This window comes from Micromonospora sp. CPCC 206171 (assembly GCF_036906755.1).
GTDB lineage: Bacteria > Actinomycetota > Actinomycetes > Mycobacteriales > Micromonosporaceae > Micromonospora > Micromonospora purpureochromogenes.
Window position 1 is genome coordinate 213,647 of record NZ_JBAKHT010000006.1, and the last position, 22,131, is coordinate 235,777.

12 protein-coding genes are annotated in these 22,131 nt (G+C 71.7%); 5 read left to right on the top strand and 7 right to left on the bottom strand.

Going from position 1 to position 22,131, the window contains the following annotated elements:
- Positions 1 to 57: 57 nt before the first annotated feature.
- Entirely contained in the window at positions 58 to 2,655 is a 2,598-nt protein-coding gene (rph, locus tag V6U89_RS10735; protein ID WP_334570687.1) for a rifamycin-inactivating phosphotransferase, read from the bottom strand.
- Between the two features lie 286 nt (positions 2,656 to 2,941).
- Between rph and V6U89_RS10740 the strand changes: the two genes are divergently transcribed.
- Together V6U89_RS10740 and V6U89_RS10745 are read left to right on the top strand one after the other, a co-directional pair.
- A complete protein-coding gene (locus V6U89_RS10740; RefSeq protein ID WP_334570688.1) occupies positions 2,942 to 3,268 on the top strand; it encodes a hypothetical protein in 327 nt (108 codons plus the stop codon).
- Positions 3,265 to 3,615, top strand: a complete 351-nt coding sequence (locus V6U89_RS10745) for a hypothetical protein (RefSeq protein ID WP_334570689.1) — start codon at positions 3,265 to 3,267, stop codon at positions 3,613 to 3,615. Before V6U89_RS10740 ends, V6U89_RS10745 begins: the two co-directional genes overlap by 4 nt.
- A gap of 98 nt (positions 3,616 to 3,713) precedes the next feature.
- Here V6U89_RS10745 and V6U89_RS10750 read toward each other — a convergent pair whose 3' ends face one another.
- Complete coding sequence (locus V6U89_RS10750) at positions 3,714 to 4,187, bottom strand: nucleotidyltransferase domain-containing protein (protein WP_334570690.1); 474 nt, start codon at positions 4,185 to 4,187, stop codon at positions 3,714 to 3,716.
- The gene (locus V6U89_RS10755; protein WP_334570691.1) at positions 4,169 to 5,566 is read right to left on the bottom strand and encodes a BTAD domain-containing putative transcriptional regulator; all 1,398 of its coding nucleotides are present in this window, start codon (positions 5,564 to 5,566) and stop codon (positions 4,169 to 4,171) included. The genes V6U89_RS10750 and V6U89_RS10755 overlap by 19 nt, the downstream gene beginning before the upstream one ends.
- 221 nt (positions 5,567 to 5,787) lie before the next feature.
- On the opposite strand from V6U89_RS10755, the gene V6U89_RS10760 reads away from it, so the two are divergent.
- Positions 5,788 to 6,312, top strand: a complete 525-nt coding sequence (locus V6U89_RS10760) for a hypothetical protein (protein WP_334570692.1) — start codon at positions 5,788 to 5,790, stop codon at positions 6,310 to 6,312.
- Positions 6,313 to 6,360: 48 nt separating this feature from the next.
- Here the strand turns inward: V6U89_RS10760 and V6U89_RS10765 are convergent, their stop codons facing one another.
- The 4 genes from V6U89_RS10765 to V6U89_RS10780 all read right to left on the bottom strand — a co-directional run bounded on the left by V6U89_RS10765 (position 6,361) and on the right by V6U89_RS10780 (position 19,206).
- Positions 6,361 to 6,825 carry a hypothetical protein gene (locus tag V6U89_RS10765; RefSeq protein ID WP_334570694.1) on the bottom strand — a complete coding sequence of 155 codons (465 nt, stop codon included), beginning with the start codon at positions 6,823 to 6,825 and terminating at the stop codon, positions 6,361 to 6,363.
- A 57-nt stretch (positions 6,826 to 6,882) separates the two neighbouring features.
- Entirely contained in the window at positions 6,883 to 16,167 is a 9,285-nt protein-coding gene (locus V6U89_RS10770) for a SpvB/TcaC N-terminal domain-containing protein (RefSeq protein ID WP_334570695.1), read from the bottom strand.
- A 196-nt stretch (positions 16,168 to 16,363) separates the two neighbouring features.
- Positions 16,364 to 17,650 carry an MFS transporter gene (locus V6U89_RS10775; protein WP_334570696.1) on the bottom strand — a complete coding sequence of 429 codons (1,287 nt, stop codon included), beginning with the start codon at positions 17,648 to 17,650 and terminating at the stop codon, positions 16,364 to 16,366.
- Positions 17,647 to 19,206 carry a class I adenylate-forming enzyme family protein gene (locus tag V6U89_RS10780; RefSeq protein ID WP_334570698.1) on the bottom strand — a complete coding sequence of 520 codons (1,560 nt, stop codon included), beginning with the start codon at positions 19,204 to 19,206 and terminating at the stop codon, positions 17,647 to 17,649. The genes V6U89_RS10775 and V6U89_RS10780 overlap by 4 nt, the downstream gene beginning before the upstream one ends.
- Positions 19,207 to 19,565: 359 nt before the next feature.
- Here V6U89_RS10780 and V6U89_RS10785 point away from each other — a divergent pair, with 359 nt between their 5' ends.
- Both V6U89_RS10785 and V6U89_RS10790 read left to right on the top strand, forming a co-directional pair.
- Positions 19,566 to 20,849 carry an SGNH/GDSL hydrolase family protein gene (locus tag V6U89_RS10785; RefSeq protein WP_334570722.1) on the top strand — a complete coding sequence of 428 codons (1,284 nt, stop codon included), beginning with the start codon at positions 19,566 to 19,568 and terminating at the stop codon, positions 20,847 to 20,849.
- Positions 20,850 to 20,911: 62 nt separating this feature from the next.
- Positions 20,912 to 22,129, top strand: coding sequence for a cytochrome P450 (locus V6U89_RS10790; RefSeq protein ID WP_334570699.1), 1,218 nt, complete (start codon positions 20,912 to 20,914; stop codon positions 22,127 to 22,129).
- Positions 22,130 to 22,131: the final 2 nt, after the last annotated feature.

Sequence of the window (22,131 nt, forward strand, 5' to 3'; positions counted from 1 at the left end):
CTGCCGGTGGGCGTACGTGCTCGGCAAGGCAGCCGGGCCTGCTCGGTGAGTGGTCGGTCAAGGCAGAATCTCGACGTACCCGTCGCTGCCGTGCACGCGGATCCGCTGCCCATCGGCAATCAGCCGGGTGGCATCTGCCACCCCGACGACAGCCGGCAGGCCGTACTCCCGTGCGATCACTGCGCCGTGTGTCATCAATCCTCCGACCTCCGTCACCAGACCTGCGACGGCGACGAAGAGGGGCGTCCAGCTCGGGTCCGTGTGGGCCGTCACGAGGATGTCACCCGGTTCGAGATCAGCCTGGGCCATGTCCAGGATGACGCGGGCGCGCCCTTCGATGGTTCCGGCGGAGACCGGTAGGCCGATCAGGGCGCCGGTCGGCACGTCGTCGCGTCGGTACGTCCCGGCGATGGCCTCGCCATCCGAGGTCAGCACCCGGGGCGGCGTGAGCGCCTGGTACGACCGGAACGCGTCCTTGCGCTGCTGGATGAGCTGGTGATCCACGCTGTTCGAGCGAACGACGTCGTGGAGCTCCTGGAACGTGAGGTAGAAGATGTCCTCCTTCTCGGCGAGCACGTTGGCCCGCACGAGGCGCTCGGCCTCTTCCAGCAGGGCCTGCTTGTAGACGAAGTAGCGGCTGACGATGCCGTACTTCGGGTACTCCCGGTAGCCGATGAAGGTCCGGAGCCGGTCGATCATCCGCTTGGCCTCGTTGGCCTTGTGCTCCCCGTCCGGCAGGGCCCGCAAGCGGGAGAGTACGTCCTGCTCCTTCTGCTGCGCCTCCTGCCGCCCTTGCTCGAAGCGCCGCTCGGCGGCGCCCGGCTCGAGAAGCTTGACGTGGTCGAGGATCAGGGGCACGAGCGTGGTGGGGCGTTCGCTCCAGCGCGGCCTCGTGATGTCGATCTCGCCGGCGCAGCGCATGCCGTACCGGTCGAGGTAGGCCTCGATGGCGTGGCGCGCCTCGGTCCCGCCCGCGAGCTTCGGCAGCTCGTCCAGGAAGCCGTCGTCCTCGACGCCCTGCAGGAACGCCACCACCTCCGGGTGCGGGCGGATCACGTCCGCGACGTCGAGCAGCGCCAGTCCCATCTCCGACGTGACGTTGCCGGGGGCGGACAGCGTGAGGGTGTCGGCGGCGTTCTTCTCGCCCAGCCATTCCTGCAGCTGGTCGTTGAGCCACCAGGTGGCCTCCATCCCCGCCATGATCGCCTGCATGCTCAACGGATCACCGAGGACTCGCTTGTGCTCCTGGAAGGCCTCCAGCAGGAAGTCGAACAGCGCCGGTCCGATCAACGTCGCGATGTCGCGCCGCAGGGCGGCGATGGAGGCCTGGCTGCGCTCGATCAGCTCGGTGACGATGGCCGGGTCCGTCTCGATCGGGGCCGACGCGCCACCGACCGGCGGCCTGCCGGGACCCGCGTCCGGGAGCGACGGGACGAAGTCGTCGCGGTCGAGGACGCTCTCCAGTGCGTCCCTGGTCAGCGGATCGCCCTTCCCCACCATGTCCAAGAGGCCGGCGCGGCTCGCGGGCGAGGCCAGGTGCCGGGTGACGTCGACGAACAGCCTCCCGCCGGCCTCGTGCATCGGCGCCATGGCCGTCAGTTGCCACATGGAGAGCCCCAGTGGCTTCATCGGGTCGGTCATCATCTGCTGGTGGCCAACGGAGACGTAGACGTGGTTCTCCCGGTCGCCGGCCACGGGGATGGGAAACAGCGTGGTGATCGGCCGGCTCTGCACGATGTGGAAGTCATCGTCGACCAGGCACCATTCGATGTCCTGCGGGCGGCCGAAATGCGCTTCGATCCGCCGCCCGAGCTGCACGAGCCGCACGACCTGCGCATCCGTCAGCGCCGGCTGCTCCTGCCGCTGCGGGTCGATCGCCACTTCCTGCGTGCCGCCAGCCGGCAGGGCGTGAACGGCACGCCGTTTGGCGGCGACCGCCTCGGCGACGACCTCGCCGTCGCGCACCGTGAAGACGTCCGGGTTCACCAGGCCGGAAACCAGGGCCTCGCCGAGGCCGAAGCTGGCGTCCACGGTGGCGACCTTCCGGTTCCCCGTGACGGGGTCGGCCGTGAACAGGATGCCGGCCGCATCCGAGAAGACCATCTGCTGCACGACCACGGCCATCTGGACCGTACGGTGGTCGATGGCGTTCCGCAGGCGGTAGGTCACGGCCCGCTCGGTGAACAGCGACGCCCAGCACCGGCTGACGTGCTGGAGGATCGCCGCCGGCCCCACGACGTTCAGGTACGTGTCCTGCTGGCCGGCGAAGGATGCCGTCGGCAGGTCCTCCGCCGTCGCGCTGGATCGCACGGCGTAGGCGGCCTGCTCGCCGAACTGGGTGAGCGCGCGGGTGATCGCCGCCGCCAGATCGCCCGGGACGGCAATCCCCTCGATGGTCCGGCGGATCTCCGCGCTGAGCGTGCCGATCGCCTCCCGGTCATCCGGGTTCAGGCGCGACAGCTGATCGAGCCGATCGTTGATGGGCGGCGCTTCCGCCATGATCCGCCGGAAGGCGGCCGTCGTCACGCAAAACCCGGTCGGCACCCGGATGCCGTCGATCCGCGACAGCCCGCCCAGGTGCGCGGCCTTGCCGCCGACGACCGCGACCTGCGTCTCGTCAACCTCTCGAAGGTCCACCACGTACCGCTCGATCATCGCGACACCTCCGAGGCAGCCGTGCTTGTCGGGCACGTCCGCATATCTGGTTCGAGGTCGCCGCGTCCCCCGTACATCGGCAACACACCCACGTCGTGCCCCCAGTTCCTCGTCGGTGCCGTGTCCGGCCGCCGATTCTGCGGTAAGACCCAGGTCTTGCCGCAAGCCCCCGGGTGCGCTATACGTTAGAAGTGGCAAGGAGTGTTAACTCCTTGCCTTTGCTTTCGTCGTCCGCCGCGGGCTGAGATCCTTCGACCGCCTGGAGCGTGCCGGGTACCGCCGGCGGGTGCCGGACCCCCACGACCGCCGCGGCGCCCTGGCACTCTCAGACGCCGGTGGCCACGGCCATGTCGCCCGGGTGGGCTTGGCCAGCGCGATCGTTGGTCAGCTCATCATCGCCGGGGCCGAGGTGATCTGGCCGGGCAACCCGGACCTCGACGACGTGCTGTTCAGCGTTTCCCCGATCCTCACCGGGGCCAGCCAGTCACCGCCTGTCCCGTACAGCGCTGGGCAGGTTGTCCCCGCCGCATCGCAACGTGCGGGAGCCTCGCGATTCGCCCGGGATGGGGCCGGATGCGGGTGCGGCGGCGAACAGGAGAAAATGGACGAATGAGGGAGCGGACCGGCCTGACCCAGGTGGAGTACTTCGTACTGCACGAGTCCGACGGCGACGCGCCCCTGCCCGAGATCGCCGACGCCTGGTTCGACAACGGGGCGAGGTCCCCGACGGTCGAGGAAGCCGTGCCGGCGCTCGCCGGGGCGCTGGTGGGCCTGACCGCCGACGGTCTGGTGGAGGTGCGGAGGTTCACCAGCTGGCCGGCACCCTGGAACGGCGGCGCGCCGGTCGAGGGCGCGCACCTGCGCGCCGAGGTGGGCGGCGTCGACCCCTGGCTGCCCGGCCCTGCCCGGATCGGGCTGCTGGTCGCCCGCCTCACCGAGGAGGGTGGGGCGTACCTCTGACTCCCGGCTGGCCCGGTGGACGAGAATGCCGACGGGCGGGTGGTGCCTGACCCGGTTCTTCGATACCGGCGACGAGCGCCAGGGGACGGTGGGCTGACTCAGCCCGCCGTTGCCCGGAGCAGGGCGATGTCGTGCTGATCGACGGCGCGCGGCGGGTAGCCCTCCCGGAAGCGCAGCTGCTGGGCCACCGACAGGCAGGGCACCGGCCGCCCACCGATGCTGCCCTCGGCGAAGCCGTCCGCGGCGTAGCCGAAGCTGGCGCCGTCCAGCCCCTCCTGGACCCCGCTGCCGTCCGGCCGGAACGCCACCGGGTGCAGGTCGACCCGCCGCCCGTCCGGCGCGGTGAGCTCCGCGCGGACCGGCAGCCAGTCGACGGTCACGGCGAAGCCGAGCCGGTCCAGCAGGGCGAGGACCTCCGCCTGCTGGGCCGCGTCGACGGCGAGGTCGAGATCGCCGTGCGGTCGGGTCTGCCGGCCGACCACCGCGTCGACCGCCCAGCCGCCGGCCACCCAGCCCCGCAGCCCGTGGGCGGCGAACTCGGTCAGCAGGGCGGTCACCTCGTCTGCGTCCACCCGGCCAGCCTGCCAGGCGGTGCCGACGCGCCCTCGCAGGGTGCCTCCGCGGCGGACCGGCCGCAGGTGGCGAGGCTGCACCACCGCCGCAGGCCGCTCTCGTCGAGGAACAGCCACCCGCACCGCTCGTCGGGGCACGCCCGGACGGTGAGCCGGCGCGGGTCGGCCAGCAGTTCGGCGGCGCTCCAGGCGACCGCGTGCACGGGCAGCCGCAGCCCGGCGGTCAGGTCCGGCCACCACCGGCCGCGACCGTCGGCGTCGCGCCGGAAGACCAGCGTCTTCGCGGCCTCCTCGGCGTACCGGGCGACCGCGTCGAAGGCGCGCCGGTCCTCGGCGTCGGTCAGGCAGGCGTACAGCCGGGCGCGCAGCGTGCGGGCCTCGTCGAGGGCGGCGTTCGCCCCGACCGGATTCCGGCGGGCCAGGTCGAGCAGGCGGCCCACCGTCACCTCGTCGGCCAGCCCCAGGTGGCCGGTCCAGACCGCCAGGGTGCGGTAGCCGCGCAGCCACTCCGCACCCGGCATTGGCGGCTGGTGGCCCCAACCGGCGAAGGTGTTGCAGAACTCCAGCGCCGGATGGCCGCCGACGCTCCACGGCAGGGACTCGCCGCGGACCCGCACCTCGTACACCGGTCGGCCGGTCCGCTCCAGGCGGTGGTCGGCGCGCAGGATCCGCCGGTGCACCTCCCGCAGCCGGTCGCCCGGCTCGACCCCCAGGTCGTCCACCAGCGTCCGGCGGGTGCGCCGGTACAGCCGCAGCGCGTCGGCCTGCCGGTCGCCTCGGTACAGCGCGGTCATCAGGGTGGCGACCAGGTGCTCCCGGGTCGGGTGCCGGCCGACCACCGGGGTCAGCTCGGTCACCACGCGGGCGTGCTGGCCCAGCGCGAGCCGCGCCTCGGCGCGCAGCTCGACGCCGGTGAGCCGGCGCTCCTCCAGCGGCCCGTCCAGCCGGTCCCGCAGCACGTCGTCGGCGGTGCCAACCAGCAGCGGGCCGCGCCGCAGCGCCAGCGCCCGGTCCAGCAGCCGGACCCGCTCGGCCGGGTCGGTGGTGGCGGCCGCCCGGTCCACCAGCTCGACGAACTCCACCGCGTCCACCCGGTGCCCGTCCGGCTCCACCAGGTAGCCGTCGCCCCGGGTGGTGATCCGGACCTGGTACGGGGCCAGCGCCGCCCGCAAGCGCCCGATGTAGGTGTGCACGGCGCCCCGGGCCGAGGCCGGCGGCTCGCCGTTCCACAGCAGGTCGATGAGCCGCTCCGTGCTGACCACCCGGCCGACGTCCAGCAGCAGCACCCCGAGGACGCACCGCTCCTGCCGCCGACACCCCAGCTCCACCACCTCCCCGCCCCGCCGCACCTCGAACGCCCCGAGCAGAAGAAACTCCATACCCCTCCTGACCCCCTGACCCCCCACCCCGGTTGCCAGCCTGGCCCCCACCGCCTGGTCGATCATGAAGTTGTTGCCGCGCTCTCCGGCGTGTCGTGGCTACAACTTCATGATCAACGGTGTGGGGGAGGGCGGGCGAGGGTGGGGAGGGTCGGTGGTGAGGGGGTGGTGAGGGGTGGGGGTGAGGGTGGGGGCGTTCTGATGCCGATGGAGGAGTTGAGATGCGTAGGAGAACGAGTGTCGCTGTGGTCGCGGCCGTGGTGGCGGTGGTCGCGGGCGGGGCGAGCCCGGCGTCCGCGGACGCCACCGGGGGTACGGGGGGCTGGGTGCCCGCTCCGCAGGGATCCTTCGAACAGCCGGCCGGGGCCCGGTGCGACTTCGCCATCCGCAGTGAGCCGGTGCGCGACGAGGTCCGCAAGCTGGTGCTGGACACCAACCCGGACGGCTCGCCCCGCCGCGAGCTGTACGCGGGGGACCTGATCGTCAAGGTGACCAACACCGACAGCGGGGCGAGCACCCAGGTGGACGCCAGCGGCACCGCCATGATCGAGTTCCACCCGGACGGGTCGCAGACCTGGTACGCCAACGGCCCGGCGCTCTTCGGCTTCCGCCAGGACGGCGGCACGCTGCCACGCGGCTACTGGCTCGTCGACGGGGTGTACCGCATGGAGTTCAGCCCGACGTTCTACAAGACCCTCACCATGGTCCACGGCACGACGCACAACGTCTGCGAGGACCTGGACTGATCGTCCCGCCGCGTTCCCGGGTGGCCGTCGGTCGCTCGGGGACGCGGCTCAGACGCTCTCCTGCGAGATCTCGAATCCGGTCGGCGGCGAGTGGGCGAAGCGGCCCCAGACCGGGTGGGCCGAGATCCGGGCGAACCAGTCGTCGAACGGCTCCGGCCCGCCCCGGAACCACCAGTCCTCATGATGCCCGGTCCACTCCGGGTCCGGCCCGAACCGGTATTCGGCGTGCAGCTGGACGTACTCCTCGTGGTCGCCGTCGGCGTCGACCACCTCGAACTGACGCACGACGCTCAGGACGAACGCGGCGTCGCCGGTCGCGCCGACCGTCGCGTACTGGAACAGCAGGCCGTCCTGCTCGGGCAGCTCGGTGGACACCTCGAACTCGACGGCGGCGAAGCGCCGCACGGCGTCCAGCAGCCGGGCCGGCGGCGGGACGGTGGAGTCCGGTGCGGCGAAGCCGCCGAGGTCGCGGAAGGCGGCCTCGGCGGCTTCGATCGGCAGTCGTCGGGTCATGGCGTCATCCTGCCCGCCCGGACCCGGCGGCGCGGGCCCGGGCGTCAGCGGGTCGGCCTACGGCCACGGCCCGGCCGCCAACTGCTTACCGATGTACGCCAGCACGTTGCGTGCCTCGGCCGCGGTCTTCGTCTGCAGGATCAACCGGTTGACCTCGGCGTAGTACGCCGGACTGTGGGTCGTGGAGTGCACGGCCGCGCCGAGCGGGTTGGCCGAGCTGACGAAGCGGGGCAGGTAGACGCCGTTGGCCGCCTCGTTGATGCCCACCCCGAGGCTGGTCAGGTGCGCCCGGGCCGGTGCCGCCGCCTTGGCGCCGCTGGCCACGATGTGGTGCGCGGCGGTCTCCGCCGGGCGGACCACGTTCGCCGCGGTGAGGCTCCCCGCCAGGGCCTTCGCGTTCACCGAACACGGACCCGAGTTGTGCACGAGCACCGCGTCGGCCGCCCGGCCGTCGCCGGTGACCACGTAGAAGGTGTGGATGCCCGCGACGGTCAGGTTGTGCACCCGGTCGACCCGGGTGTACGGCGTGAGCCCGTCCACCATGGCGGTGCGGCCGTCGGCCAGCCGGACGACGTCCCCGAGCGTGAGAGCACCGGCGTCGACCCAGGTCCCGGCCCCCACCACCCAGAACGGGTGCTTGTCGGTGGCGGTGATGACCTCGCCGTTGACCTCGACGTCGACCAGGTGCTTCACGCCCTGACCGATGATCAGGTGGGTGACCTCGCGGGGTCCGCGCTCACCGGTCTCCGGGTCCTCCGCGAGGACCAGGTCGCCGGTGCGGACGTCCTCGATCGGCTTGGTGCTGCCGTCGGCCATCACCACCCGGGTGCCGGCGGCGAAGCTGTTGCCGACACAGGGGATCTTGGCGGCCGTCTCGACCACCTTCTCGGCGGTGCTGGGCACCGCACGGGCCGCGACGTCGTCCGCGGCGGCCGCCGCCACCTTCGGCGCCGCGGTGGCCGCTCCCTTGATCGCCGAGGTGGCCATGCTCGCGCCGGCGCTGCCGACGATCGAGATGCCCGCGTCGATCAGCTCGGCGTTGGACTTGCTGACCCCGGCCGCCTGGAGGCCCGAACTGGTGAAGGAGCTGGTCTCCTCGCCGCTGAACAACTGCCGGGCGCCGCTGATGGCGACGTCGACGCCGTGCACCGCCACCGCGCCACCGGCGGCCGCGCCCACACCCGTCCAGCTCGTCGCGGCCCCGAGCGCCACGCCCGCGGCGGCCTCGGCGACACCGCCGACGAGTTTCACCCCGCCGAGCACCCTGTTCCAGGGGAATCTGCCGTCGGGATCGCCCAGGCGTATCGGGTTGTTGTAGGCGTACGTGTAGAGCGCCAGGTTCATCGACGCGTACACGCCGCCGTTCGGGGTGCCCTCCAGGTAGTTCTCCAGCACCGGGTCGGGCGTCTGCCAGACCTGGGTACGCGGGTCGTAGTAGCGGGCGCCGTAGTAGTAGAGGTTGGTCTCCTGGTCGTACTCCTTGCCGGTGAACCGGTGCGGCACCGGCTGCGAGGAGTGCTCGCTGACCCAGGTCTCGCCACCGGGGAAGTACTGCAGGTGCTCGCTCATGCCGCCCTGGTCGTCGGTGACGAACCCGGTCGACCCGAGGTGGTCGCTGTGCGAGTAGTACTGCCGGTCCTCGCGGCGGAAGTCCGGCTCGACCAGCTTGGTGATCAGCTTGTCCTGGCCGATGTAGACGTGCTTGAACTCCTGGTTGCCCCGGGTGGAGTAGTTCTGGTTCGGGTAGATGTGGAACTGCGCCCCGTCCTTGACCACCCGGCTGCCCTGGTCGTCGTAGTAGTAGCGGGCGCTGTTCGGGGTGCCGCCGGCGTTGTCGCAGGACGCCGGGGTCTGCGGCAGCGTCTTGCTCTGCACGTTCTCGTGGCTGCAGGCGAGGCGGTTCTCCTCGTCCCAGATCATCTGCCGGCGCGGCCGGGGCTGCTGCTCCCGGCTGATCTGGTTGCCGTTCTCGTCGTACTGGAAGGTGTAGATGCCGATGCTGGTCGGCGCGTGCGGCTTCGCGCTGCCGTAGGCGTACCCGTAGTTGTAGCTGAGCTTGCCGTCGACGATCGTGTTGCCGTTGCTGACCAGCTCGTGGGTCTGGCTCTTGCTGGTGATGTTGTGCAGGCTGTCGTACTTCAGGTCGACCCGGTAGCGGTCGGTCTGCGGGGTACGCGGCTGGTAGCTGCCCTCCGCGTGGGTGAGCTGGTAGAGGTCGTCGTAGGTGTAGCTCTGCTTGCTGGGACCGCCGACCTGCATGCCGACCTCGGGGCCGCTGGGGGCCACGGTGTCGTTGGCGATGGACATGATGTTGCCGACGTTGTCGTAGCTGTAGTCCAGGTTGTGGAACACGTAGCCGTTGGAGAGCTTCGCCTGGATGTTGCTCAGCCGCCGGTCCTCGGTGTTGTACGAGTAGCGGGTGCGGGTGCCGTTGCCGGTGTCCAGCAGGATCCGCTGCTCGAACTTGTCGTAGTCCAGCCGCTTCAGGTAGTCGTAGCTGAACTCGCCCTTGACGCCCCGGGCCGAGTCGACCTGGCCGCCGCTGTTGTAGTGGTAGGAGAGCTGCTCCCCGTCCGGCCAGGTCATCGAGAGCATCCGGTTGAACGAGTCGTACCGGTACTCGGTGGTGAAGGTCTGGATGTGGCTGCCCTGGGCGGGGGTGGTGCGGGTCTCCTTGACCAGCTCGCCGAGCGGGCCGTACCGGCGGCTGACCTTGCCGGCGCCGTCGACGAGGTCGGTGATCCGGTTGGCCGCGTTCTCCGGCGCGCCCGGAGCCCCATAGGTGTAGCTGACGTTGTTCGCCGGGAACACCGGGTACCGGATCGCCTTGAGCCGGGTGTAGTCGTAGTCGTACTCGATCGATTTCGACACCGCCGCCAGCTTGCTGGTGACCTTGCGGACCAGGTTGTTGGCCAGGTCAAAGGTGGAGGTGACGGTGCCCGAGTCGGGGCTGGTCAGCGACGTACGCCGGCCGAGGTTGTCGTACGTCGAGCGGGTGACGTTGCCCTTGTCGTCGGTCGCGGCGACCAGCTCACCGATCGGGTTGTAGCGGTAGCTGGTCCAGATGACCGGCTGGCCGCCGGCCGGGTTGAACTCCTTGACCGCCGTGGTGATCTGCCGGGCGTCGGTGTAGGTGCGCTTGGACTTGCCGTTGGCGTCGGTGACCACCGTCTCGAACTGGGTCACCCCGTCCCGGTCCGGGCCGAAGCCGTACTCCATCGTGGTGGCGGTGCCGTCCGGGAAGGTGGTGCGGGTGGTCCGGTCCAGCACGTCGTAGCGCACCTCGGTCGGGGTGACCGGGTCGTACGCCGGGTTGAAGGTGAGGTTGCCGGCGCCCTTGGCCTCGGTCACCGGATACCAGCTCTTCACCGCCCGGCCCAGGAAGTCGTACGCCACCCGCCCGGAGACCACCATCACCTCCTCGGGCGCGCCGTCCGGGGTGGCCGGCACCGCGGCGTCCTTCTTGGTCTGGGTGGTGCGGTTCAGCCCGTCGACGAAGGTGATCGTGTCGATGGTGTCGTCGCGGACGCCGCCGTCGGCCTCGCGGTCCACGTGCCGGGTGACCGCGTACGGGTACGCCGCCTCCGGGTGGTACTCGAAGTCGATGGTGAACCGGTTCTCCGGGATCTCGTACGGCCCGGCGACCTGGTCGAGCCGCCCGACCGCGTCGTAGGTGTTGCGGATCTGCTGGTTGTTGAAGTCGATGGTGGTCTCCACCAGGCCGAACTTCAGGTTGTGGGTGGCCGTCGACCGGTAGCCGAAGCTGTCACTGATCGACTCGACGTGGGTGTTCACCACGTCGTCGTAGGTGTAGTCCAGCCGGTACCGCTGGCCGGCCTTGTTGGCCGGGCCGCTCACCGACTTGAGGTTGCCGTCGCCGAAGTACTCCAGGTCGGTGGTGGCGGTGGTGCCGTCGGCGAGGGCGGCCCGCACCTGGGTCAGGTCGCCGGTGGTGCAGTTGATCGTCGACTCGCGGTGCCGCATCAGCGTGCCGTTGCCGCGCACGTCGATCTGCTTCGGCATGCCGACCAGGTACGCCGCCTGGCAGGCCGGGTCCTGCGCGGTGTAGACGACCCGCGCGTCGAGGTCGTCGGCGGCGCCCGCGTCGGCGGCGTCGAACTGGCGGGTCAGGTTGCCGACGTCGTCGTACTCCCGGGTGACGAAGGTGGTCTTGCCCGGGTTGGCCCCGCCCTCGTAGGACTTCACATCGGTACGGGTGCTCTGCGGGAACAACGTCGCCGTGGTGCTGGCCAGGTCGGCCGGGGAGCCCGGCGACGAGACGTTGCGGGCGGTGTAGGTCTGCACCGTCTCCTGGTACGGCTTGCCGGCGCCGTCGGCGGTCAGCTCCTTCTCGAGCAGCCCCTTGGTGTAGAAGCTGTCGGTGCGGAAGGTGCGGGTGACGCTGCGGCCCACGGCGTCGCCGTTGGCGTGGTCGCGGTGCTTCTCCACCACCGTGCCGTAGCCGCGGAACTCCCGCTCCCGCCGGTCGTAGACGCCACCGTCGTAGTCGTAGGTGACCAGCTGCACGTCCTGGCCGTCACCGGGCCGGCCGTCGTCCACCGAGACCTTCGCCAGCACCCAGCGCGAGTGCGGCTGGCCGTAGGTGTTGCCGTCGCGGGTGTAGTCGAACTCCATCCGGCCGCCCAACGGGCGGTCGACGGAGGCGAGCAGGTTGGTCCGGCCGGTCCGGTTCTCCGCCACCACGAGCTGGTTGTCCCGGGTGGAGGAGAGGTGGTCGGCGTACCCGTCGCCGTTGATGTCCCGCAGCGCCTGCTCGGTGCGGCTGGCGCCGGTGGCGATGTCCGCGCCCGGGTTGATCACGACGCAGACGACGGTGAAGCAGATGCCGAAGGTGAAGTAGACGCCGCCGCCCAGCTTGGCGTTGCGGTCGCCGTTGACGTCGGTGAGGCTGCCGTGGAACGGCACCGGCGGCTCGAACCCGTTGCCGGTGTTGAAGCCGACCCGGATCGGGCTGCCGGAGAGGACCTGGTCCAGCAGGCCGTCGCCGTTCATGTCGGCGAGCGTGCCGGCCGAGGAGGACCGGCCCTGGCTGAACGAGGCGCCACCGGCGAAGCCGTAGAAGTCGGTGTTGAAGCCGATGTTCAGCCCGGCGTTGGTGCCGCTGCCCTTGTTCAGGCCGGCGGGGTTGCGCCACTGCTCGGCGGCGGCGAAGGCGTACCCGAGGTTGAGCGCGACCTTGCCGTTCTCGTACACCCGGTCGGGCAGGCTGTCGCCGTTGACGTCGAGCAGGTCGAACGCCCCGTCGGAGCGGGTGCCGCCGAAGCTGCCGCCCACGCCCAGCGGCGGCATGTCGTTGCCGGACTGGGCGCTGGTGGCCGCCGAGGTGCCGGGCGGGCTGTCGTACCCGCGGCCGGTGGAGATGGTCCGGGCCGCGCTGCCGGCGCTGGCGTTGCCGGAGACGTTGGTGCTGCGCCGCACCGCCCCGTCGGGCAGCGTGCCCCGGGTGTCGCCGAGCGCGCCGTCCGGGTCGGTGTACTGCACCGCGCCGGCCCCGACCACGTCCGGGAACTGGTCGCCGTTGAGGTCGAGGAAGTCGACCTGCCCGGTGCTGTCGCCGGTGGCCAGGCTGCCACCGATCGACCCGATGCCGCCGCCGACGCTGCCGGTCAGCGACACCTGCTGCGACCGGGACAGCCGGGGCACCGCGGTCGCCCCGGCGAAGTCCTGCGGCCGGGGCAGGTTGATCGAGTCCACGCCCAGCCGGGAGCTGCTGACGTTGCTCCGGGCGACCCAGGAGTGCTCACCGGCGCCCCACCGACCGTCCTGCGGCGAGGGGGTGAACGGGGTGACCTTCGGCGGGTCGACCCGGGGGTCGGCGGCGAAGTCGTCCTTCTGCGCCTGCGGGTCGACGCTGTCCGGCAGCTGGTCGCCGTAGTGCTCGTCGACCACCAGGTCGTCCTGGGCGATCGGCTGGGTGGCCCGGTCCTTGTTGCCGTTGTAGCCGACCGCGCCCCAACCCCGGTACGGCTGCGGGAACGCGCCCTCCTCGGCGGCGCTGTGGAAGGCGCTCGGCGCGTCCGACCCGGCCACGGTGACCGACTGGCCGGTGAGGAACGCCCGCAGCTTCGGGTCGGTGGTGCTGAAGTCGAACCACAGCTCGTCACCGGTGTCGGCGGTGATGTCGAAGGCCCCCGGCGAGGTCAGCACCCCGTTGGTGACCTGGAAGTGCCGCTTGGCCACCAGCTCGCCGCGGCGCTTGACGGTGAACGCCACCCGGGCGGTGGGGTGCTCGGCGCCGAAGGCGAAGCTCAACGTCGGCTCCACGCTCAGCGTCCCGCCGCTGGTGACGGTGTACGCCGACTGCGGCGCGGTCAGCCCGTCGACCGGGTACAGGTCGAGGGTGTACGGCGGGTGCACGTCGATGAAGGGCTTGCCGTTGGCGTCGGTGAGCCGGTCGACCCCCGGCGCGGCGGTGTAGTAGGCCCGGGGCGTCCAGGTCAGCTGGTCCACGTCGACGGGCGAGTCGACCCGGATCCGCCACTGCAGCGTCTGTCCCTGCTGGACGTCCAGGTCCAGGTTCACCGGCACGCTGCCGGTGGTGCCGGCGGCCAACGTCTGCTCCAGCACCGGCGTGCCGTTGCGGGTGATCAGCACGGTCACGTCGTCGGAGGTGGCGCCGGCCTTCACCAGGTCGCCGGAGAGGTGCATGGTGCCGGTCAGCGGCACCTTCACCGTGGCGGCCCGGCCGCCCAGGGTGAAGTCGCGCGAGGCCTGGAACTGGTACGACGGCAGCCCGTTGACGTCCAGCGGGTCGCCCACGCCGACGTAGCTGACCTTAGGGTCCCAGGTCACCTCGTCCAGTCCGCCGTCGGCGGCCGAGCCGACCCGGAAGTAGAGCCGGTCGCCGCGCGCCACGGTGACCGCGTCCACGCCGGTCGGCGTCTTCGCGCCGTCGTCGTCGGCCTCGATCCGCGCCGACCAGAGTTCGGTGCCCTCCTTCTGCACGGCGACCCGGACCCCGTCGGCGGTACGCGACTCGGCGCGCGCGGCGGCGGTGCCGGGGGCGAGCTGCACCGCGCCCTCGACCTTGACCGTGCCGTCGTACGGCGCCACCCACCGGCGGACGCTGTCCAGCAGCGGGAACGAGTCGGTCATCCGGTCCCGGTCGGCGTTGAACGAGTCGAACAGGCCGGTCGCGTCGACCTCGCCCTGGCCGATCGGGACGGGGGTGTCGCCGCTGACCCCGTAGACCGGGACGCCGTTGGCGCCCACCCGGCCGAACAGCACGCTGGCGCCGTTGACCAGGTCCTGGATGCCGTCGCCGTTGACGTCGCTGAAGTACTGCTCGGTGGTGGCGAACGAGTTGACGTAGTCGAGTTGGGCGGCGGCCGCGCCCAGGTAGCCCTCGACGCCCAAGGTCAGCGTGTTGCTGGACTCGCCCATGATCCCCGGCAGGTTCAGCGGCTGCGCCTGGGCGGCGAACGTCGCCTCGCCGGTCGGGCCGGAGAGGTTCTTGCGGTACTTCACCGACCCGCCGTCGCGGAAGACCTTGTCGGGCAGCGAGTCGCCGTCGACGTCCACCAGCGCCAGCAGCCCCTTGTCGCTGCCGTGGCTGAAACCGACCTTCACGCCGACCGAGCCGGACTTGCTGGGCGAGCTGCCCACGCCGACGTACAGGTGGCCGCCGCCGCTGGTGTTGGTGTTGGCGTTCAGCGCGCTGGCGTTGCCGGCCTGCTCCGGGGTGAGGTTCAGCGCCGCGCTGCTCAGGCCGTCGCCGGGCGAGGTCCACGGCTGCGCCCGGAACGCCTGGTACTGCCCGGCGGAGTCGCGGATGTCGTCGTGGTAGCTGAACCGGTGCCGGTTGAACTCGTGGTCGTCGGCGTCGTACTGGATCACCGCGTCGAGCAGCGTCTTGGCGAACGCGCCCCGCTTGTAGGTGAACTCGTAGCGGCGGATCAGGCTGTCGTCGAGGGTGATCTTCACCTCGCGGAGCAGGTCCGCGGTGACCCGCTTGAAGCCGCCCCGGGCGTCGATGGAGGTGTCGACGCGCAGCGCCTCGCCCCGCTCGCGGTCCCGGTCGAAGCTGACCGCGTACCGGCCCTCGCTGGTGCCCTGGCCGGTGTAGGTGATCTTGTCGACGTAGAGGTTGCGGCCGGGCACGCTGCCGCCGGCCAGGCCGGTGTCGTCCACCTTGGCGTAGTGGTAGCGCATGAAGTTGCCGCGCGGGTCGCGGACCTCGCGGACCGACCAGAGGAAGACGTTGCCCGCGTCGTCGGCCAGGCTGGCGTCGGTGGCCGGCCCGCCGGCACCCGCCACCGCGCCGTAGTGCCAGTGGATGCCGTTCTTGTCGGTGACCTCCCAGGTGTAGTTCTTCGGGTTCGTGCCGTGCCGCACGATCCGCGCGAAGCTGCCCTCGACCCGGGTGTGGAAGACCTTCTCGGCGCTGCGGGCCACCGGCGTGCCCCGGTGCGCCACGGGGGTGAGCTGTTCGCCGTTGAGCAGGTACGTCTCGGTCTCGGTCGCGCCGGCGTACCGGGGCACGCCCCACCGGGTGTCCACCGAGATGCTGGGCACCGCGAGGTCCCAGCCGACGCCGGTCCAGCCGTTGCCGGAGGAGGAGCTGTAGGAGAGCCCGAGCTGCGGGGTCAGGCCCTGCCGGCCCGGCGGCACCTGGATCGGGTACGCCAGGTGGTTCTCACCCTGGTTGTTCGCCGACGGCGGGGCGATCAGGTTGATCCCGGCGCCGGGGTCGGCGGCCTGGATGCCCTTGATCTGGTTGGGGTTGAACTGCACGCCCTCCGGGTGCTCCGGCACCGTCACGGTCGCGTTGATCATGTCGGTGAAGTGGTCGGTCAGCGAGGTGACGGTGTGGTTGACCTCGTCCACCGACACCCGCTCCAGGACCTGCCAGCAGGTCTGCACGTCGTCGAAGAAGTACGTGTAGATGTCCTGCGCGGTGAACTCCTCGGTGAGCAGCGCCGGGTCGTACGGCAGGGTGACCTGGATCGAGGCGGCGAACTGCTGCGGGTGCGGCGTGAACCGGTAGCCACCCCCCTTCGTCTTGCCCGTCACGTTGGTCATGCCGCTGTCCAGCTTCGGGGTCAGCCCCTTCGGCAGGACGGTGACGCCGATCCCGGTCGGCAGCCGGACCGCCTTCGGCCCGATGGCCAGCTTCGCCCCGCCGTACGAGACGGTGGCGGCGATCCCGGGCGCGACCACCTGCTGGTAGTCCGGCAGGCTCGCCGCCACGTTGGTCATCGCCGCGGTGCCGGCGCTCTCGCCGCAGGCCGGGCCGGGCGTGGTCGCCGACTGGGTGCTGGTGCGATCCGGTTTCTGCCGCGCCACCGAGGCGGACAGGCCGGAGGCGACGAGGGCGAGCACCGCGAGGACTGCCAGCAGTCTGGTCCATCGGCTCGTCAGAGCGTGGAGGCGGAACCCGGGGAGGGGAGGATGCCACATGGTCGAGACCCCTTCGGCGGCACACGTGGGACGAGGGCTCACGCAGTATCGACAGGTCTCAGCGCCGGGCGACATTGGCCATCGCAGTATTTAAACTGTCGGATAGTAGATGTAACGTCTACTCAGCGTGAGGCGCTGCGGCTTCCCTTGCCGGCACGCCGGCCCCGGATCCGGCCCCGGATCCGGCCCCGCGGGGCACCGCCGGCCGAGGTTCCCGGGCCCCCGGCCGCAGCCCGCCGACCAGCAGCGGAGCCACCGTCAGCACCAGGCAGGCCGCCGCCATCACCCACAGCGCCGGGATCAGCCCGAGCGTCGCCGCCGACCAGCCGCCCAGCAGCGCGCCGACGGGCAACCCCAGGAAGGCCAGCGAGCCGGAGATGCCGATCACCCGGGTCTGCAACGCCTCCGGCACCCGCTCGTAGAGCGCCGCGCCCAGCAGCGGGTTCACCGTCGCGATCGCCATCCCGGACAGGAACGTCACGGTGAGCACCACCACCAGCTCGTCGCTGAGCGCCAGCGCCAGCAGCCGGGGGGTGCCGCTGGCCGCCGCGCCCACCGCGAATGTCAGCTGCCGGGGTAGCCGCGGCCCGGCGGCGGTGAAGAGCAGGTTGCCGAGCAGCGCGCCGCCGGAGAAGACCCCCAGCACCAGGCCGAAGCCGGCCGGGTCGCCGAACACCTCGGCCACCCAGAGCGGGATGTAGACCGCCACGCTGGCGTTGGCGAACATGTTCAGCGCGGAGACGACCACCAGCATGGTCAGCAGCACCCGGTCGGTGCGCAGGTAGCCGAAGCCGCCGCGCAGCGCCCGCAGGTAGCTCTCCCGGGGTGCCGGTTCCGCCGGCGCCGGTGGCCGGACGAGGACGCCGATCAGCAGCGCGCAGACCGCGAAGGTCGCCGCGTCGATCCAGATCGCCCAGGTCACCCCGACCCAGTCGATGAGCAGCCCGCCGAGCACCGCGCCGAACAGCGTCACGCCGCGCACCAGCCCGTCGTAGGCGGAGGTGAGCCGGATGAGCGGCACCCCGGCGCGCTGCGCGGCCGGGCGGAACATCACGTGCTTGACCCGGTCGCCGATGCCGCGCAGCCCGCCGGCGACCGCGACCAGCGCGACCAGCGCGCCGAACCCCAGCCAGGGCGCCAGCGCCACCACCGCCATCGCCACCGCGCTCGCGGCGTCCGCGACGATCGAGGTACGGCGCACCCCGAACCGGTCGGCCCAGGGCGTGGCCAGCGCGCTGGAGAGCAGGTACGGCAGGGTCTCCGCCGCCGCGACCAGGCCCATCTTCGTCGGGCTGCCGGTGGTCTCCAGCACCAGCCAGGGGATCGCCACCACCGAGATCCGGCTGCCCAGGTTGGAGATCAGATCGGCGGCGACCAGGACGGTCAGCTCCCGCCGCGGCTTCACGCCGGGCTGCCGATCCCCGCTCCGGTCGCCTCCGGCGCCGGTTCGTGCGCGGCGGCGTGCCGGGCCCGCAGGGCCAGCTTGTCCACCTTGGCGGAGCGGTTGAGCGGGAGCGCGTCGAGGAACTCCACCCCGCCGGGCGCCCAGGTCTCGCTCAGCTCGGCGGTCACCAGCGCGATCAGCTCGTCGCCGGTCACCGTGGCCCGCGGCGCGCGCACCACGTACGCGTGGGGCAGCTCGCCGGCGACCGGGTCGGGCACGCCGACCACCGCGGCGGCGCGTACCTCGGGGTGGCCGGCGAGGACGTCCTCGATCGGGCGGGAGTAGATCGGCCAGCTGCGCTGCCGGGTGAGGATCCGGTCCTGGAGCCGGTCCACCAGGTAGAGGTAGCCCTCGTCGTCGAGGTGGCCGATGTCGCGGGTCCGGACCCAGCCGTCGACCAGCGTCTCGGCGGTCAGCTCCGGCTGGCCGTGGTAGCCGGCGAAGCTGAGGTCGGTGCGTACCCACACCTCGCCGTCGGCGCCCGGTGGCAGCACCTGCCCGTCGGCGTCGCGGATCTCGATCGCCACGTCCCCGTACGGCTTCCCGCAGGAGCGCAGCCGCTCCGGGTGGGCCGGGTCCTCGGCCAGGCCGGGCAGCGCGGTGATCACGACGGCCTCGCTGAGGCCGTACACGATGCGCAGGACCGGGCCGAAGCGCGAGATCGCCTGCCGCAGCCGGGCCGGCGCGGCGGGCCCGGCGCCCACGTTGAACATGAACATCGCGGAGAAGTCGGCGCCGTCCAGGGCCGGGTGGTCGAGCACCTGGTAGAGCATCGGCGGGGTGACGAAGGTGGAGTTGATCCTTTCCTGCTCCACGGTGCCGATGAACGCCACCGGGTCCCACTGCTGACGCAGGAAGAGCACGCCGCCGGTGAAGAGGTTGAACAGCGTGGTGATCTGCCCGCTGGCCAGCCACATCGGCGAGTGCGACAGGTGCCGCAGCAGCGGGAACCCGGCGGCGCGGAAGTCGGCCGCCAGGGCGAGGATCTGCCGGTAGAAGCTCTCCCGGTGGTGCACCAGCTTGGGTGTGCCGGTGGTGCCGCTGGTCTGCAGGAACGATTCCGGCGCGGGCGGGGCGTCGGGCAGCTCGACCGGGCTGCCGGGGGTCAGCTCGGCGCCGAGGCGCAGCACCGGCACCCCGGGCAGCGAGGCGGCGATCTGGACGCCGAGGCCGTCGGTGGCCCGGGCGTCGTGCACGAAGACGTCGGGACGGGCCAGCCGGACGAACTCGTCTATCTCCCGGCGCGACGTGACCGGGGCGATCCACATCGTCCGGCAGCCCAGCAGGTGCAGCGCGAGCTGGAGCAGCGGCCCCTCGACCGCGTTGCCGAGCATCACCAGCACCGCCGCGCCGGGCCGTACGCCGTGCGCGGCGAGCGCCGCGGCCAGCCCGCGCACCTCGTCGGCGACCTCGGTGTAGCTGAGCCGCCGGCCGTCGCCGACCAGCGCCTCCCGGTCGCCGAAACCGGCGAACAATTCCAACGCCTGGTGCACGTAGCTGGTCGGTCGATCAGTCATCGCACAGCCCCCAGTCGATGCGTGGTGGCCGCCGCGACGTGCCCGGTGGGACGCGCCGCGGCGACCGGCCGACAATGGCATCCGGGCAGGTCGGAGCCCGGTACGCGACGAGGTGCGCGACATGGCGACCGCACCGCCGCCGGTGTCGAGCCTAGGGGCGGGACGTCCGGAGGGGACAGAGCCGAACGGTGCCCGACGGCTCTCCCCGGACATTTGATCACGTCGATCGGGTTGATTGACGCCCGTCAGCGCCAGCGGCTAGGTTTCTGGACCATCGTCCGGGCGGTGCCGATCATGGACGCCGACTCCGGGCTGCCAACGATGGAGGTTCCATGTCGACCCCGAAGAGATGGCACGTCATAGCTTCCGCGGCCACCCTGCTGGTCGTAGCCACCCCGGCGGTGGTGGCCAGCGCCGGCCCGTCCGACACCGACACCGCCCGGCACGGGCGGGCCGAGTGGGCGGGCAGCTGGGCCACGGCGGTCACCCGCGGCAACACCGTCGGCCTGACCAACACCGGCCTCAACAACCAGAGCATCCGGATGATCGTGCACACCAGCATCGGCGGCGACCGGCTGCGCGTGCGACTGACCAACCTCTACGGCGACCAGGCCGTCAAGGTCGGCCACGCCACCGTCGCCCGGCCGAACACCGGCACCGCCGACGACCGGTCGGACATCGACGCGGGCAGTCTGCGCGAGCTGACCTTCGGCGGCGCGACCTCGGCCACCATCAACAAGGGCGCGGAGCTGCTCAGCGACCCGCTCGACTTCGCCGTACGGGAGCAGGAGGACCTCGTGGTCACCCTGCACTTCCCGGTGCTCACCGGGCCGGTCACCTTCCATGGCCAGTCCAAGGTCACCAACTTCATCGGCGCCACCGACCTGACCACCGCCGCCGACGGCGCCGGTTTCACCATCCGGCCCAACTGCTGCTGGATGTTCCTCTCCGGGCTGGACGTCGAGCGCCGGCACACCCCGGGCTCGATCGTCGTCCTCGGCGACTCCATCGGCGACGGCAACGGCAGCACGGTCAACGCCAACAAGCGCTGGCCCGACCAGCTCGCCGACCGGCTCGTCGACGCCCGGCCCGAGGTGCGCACCCCCGGTGTGCTCAACCTCAGCCTCGCCGGCAACCGGCTCAACCACGAGGGCCCGGAGCCGGGCGCCGGTGGCTTCCCCGGCTACCACGAGCTGGGCCCGAACGCCCTGGCCAGGCTCAACGAGGACGTCTTCCCGCAGACCGGGGTGAAGACCGTCGTCACCCACCTGGGCATCAACGACATCTGGATGTCCGGCGACTCCGCGGAGCAGATCATCGCCGCGTTGCGGCAGGTCAACCAGCAGGTCAAGGCGCGCGGCCTGGGCAGCCTGGCGGCCACCCTGACCCCGTACGAGGGGCACGGCAACCCGGGGGTGTGGACGCCCGAGAAGGACGCCACCCGACAGGCGGTCAACAGCTGGCTGCGCGGCGCGGGCGCGCACGAGTTCGACGGCGTGCTCGACTTCGACGCGGTGCTGCGCGACCCGGCGCAGCCGAGCCGGCTGCTGCCCGCGTACGACTCGGGTGACCACATCCACCCGAACGACGCCGGCAACCAGGCGATGGCGGACGCCGTACCACTGCGACTGCTCGGACTGTGACACCGGTGGGGCGGCGGGGTGACCCGCCGCCCCACCGTCCATCCTGGGGAGGAAGCACCACCGTGGACGTCGACGAGATCCTGACCGGCCTCTACAGCGAGCAGGGCCGGCAGCACCCCTATCCGTGGTACGCGGCGCTGCACGGGCACGGACCGGTCAGCACCGTGCCGACCCGCGCCGAACACCGCACGATCACCACCGTCGCCGTCGGCTACGACCTGGTCTCCCAGGTGCTGCGCGACCCGCAGTGGTACAAGCAGGCCCCGCCCGGCTGGCAGGAGCAGGAGATCCTGCGCACCTTCAACTCCTCGATGATGTTCGTCAACCCGCCGGACCACACCCGGATGCGGGCGGTCTTCGCCAAGACCTTCACCCCGCGCCGGCTGGGCGCCCTGGAACCGGTGATCGTCCGGGTCGTCGACACGCTGCTGGACCGGATGGCCGAGGCGGGCGCCGACGGCACCGAGACGGACTTCGTGGCCGACTTCGCGTACCCGGTGCCGGCGCTGGTGATGGCCGAGTTCATCGGCCTGCCCGAGGCCGACCTGTCCTGGTACCGGCAGCGGGTCGACTGGATCGACGAGTTCCTGGACGTGGCCGGGAAGACCCCGCAGCGCCTCGCCCTGGCCAACCAGGCCGCCGAGGAGCTGCGCGCCTACTACCGGGACCTGATCGCGCACCGTCGCGCGCGGCCCGGCGAGGACCTGATCAGCGGGCTGGTCGAGGCGGTGGACGCCGGCGACGTGGCGCTGACCGAGGACGAGCTGATCAGCAACCTGATCGTGCTCTTCAACGCCAGCTTCGTGACCACCGTCTACATGTTCAGCAACGGCCTGCCGCTGCTGCTCGCGCATCCGGACGTCGTCGCGGCACTGCCCGGCGACGACGCGCTCGCCCGGGGCTGCGTGGACGAGGTGCTGCGGCTGGCGAGCCCGGTGCACTTCCTGGCCCGCGCCGCGCCCCGCGACACCGACCTCGGAGGCGTGCCGGTCCGGCGGGACGAGAACGTCCTGCTGATGATCGCCGGCGCCAACCGCGACCCGGCCCGCTTTCCCGACCCCGACCGGTTCGACCCGCGCCGGGTCGGGCCACCCTCGCTCGCCTTCGGCGTCGGCCCGCACTTCTGCCTCGGCGCGGCGGTGTCCCGGCTGGAGGGGCGGCTCGCTCTGCCCCGGCTGCTGGCCCGCTTCCCGCGGCTGACGGTCACCCGGACACCGACCTACAGCGGGAGCCTCTTCCTGCGTGGCATCGACAAGCTGTTCGTCTCGACCGGCGGATAGGA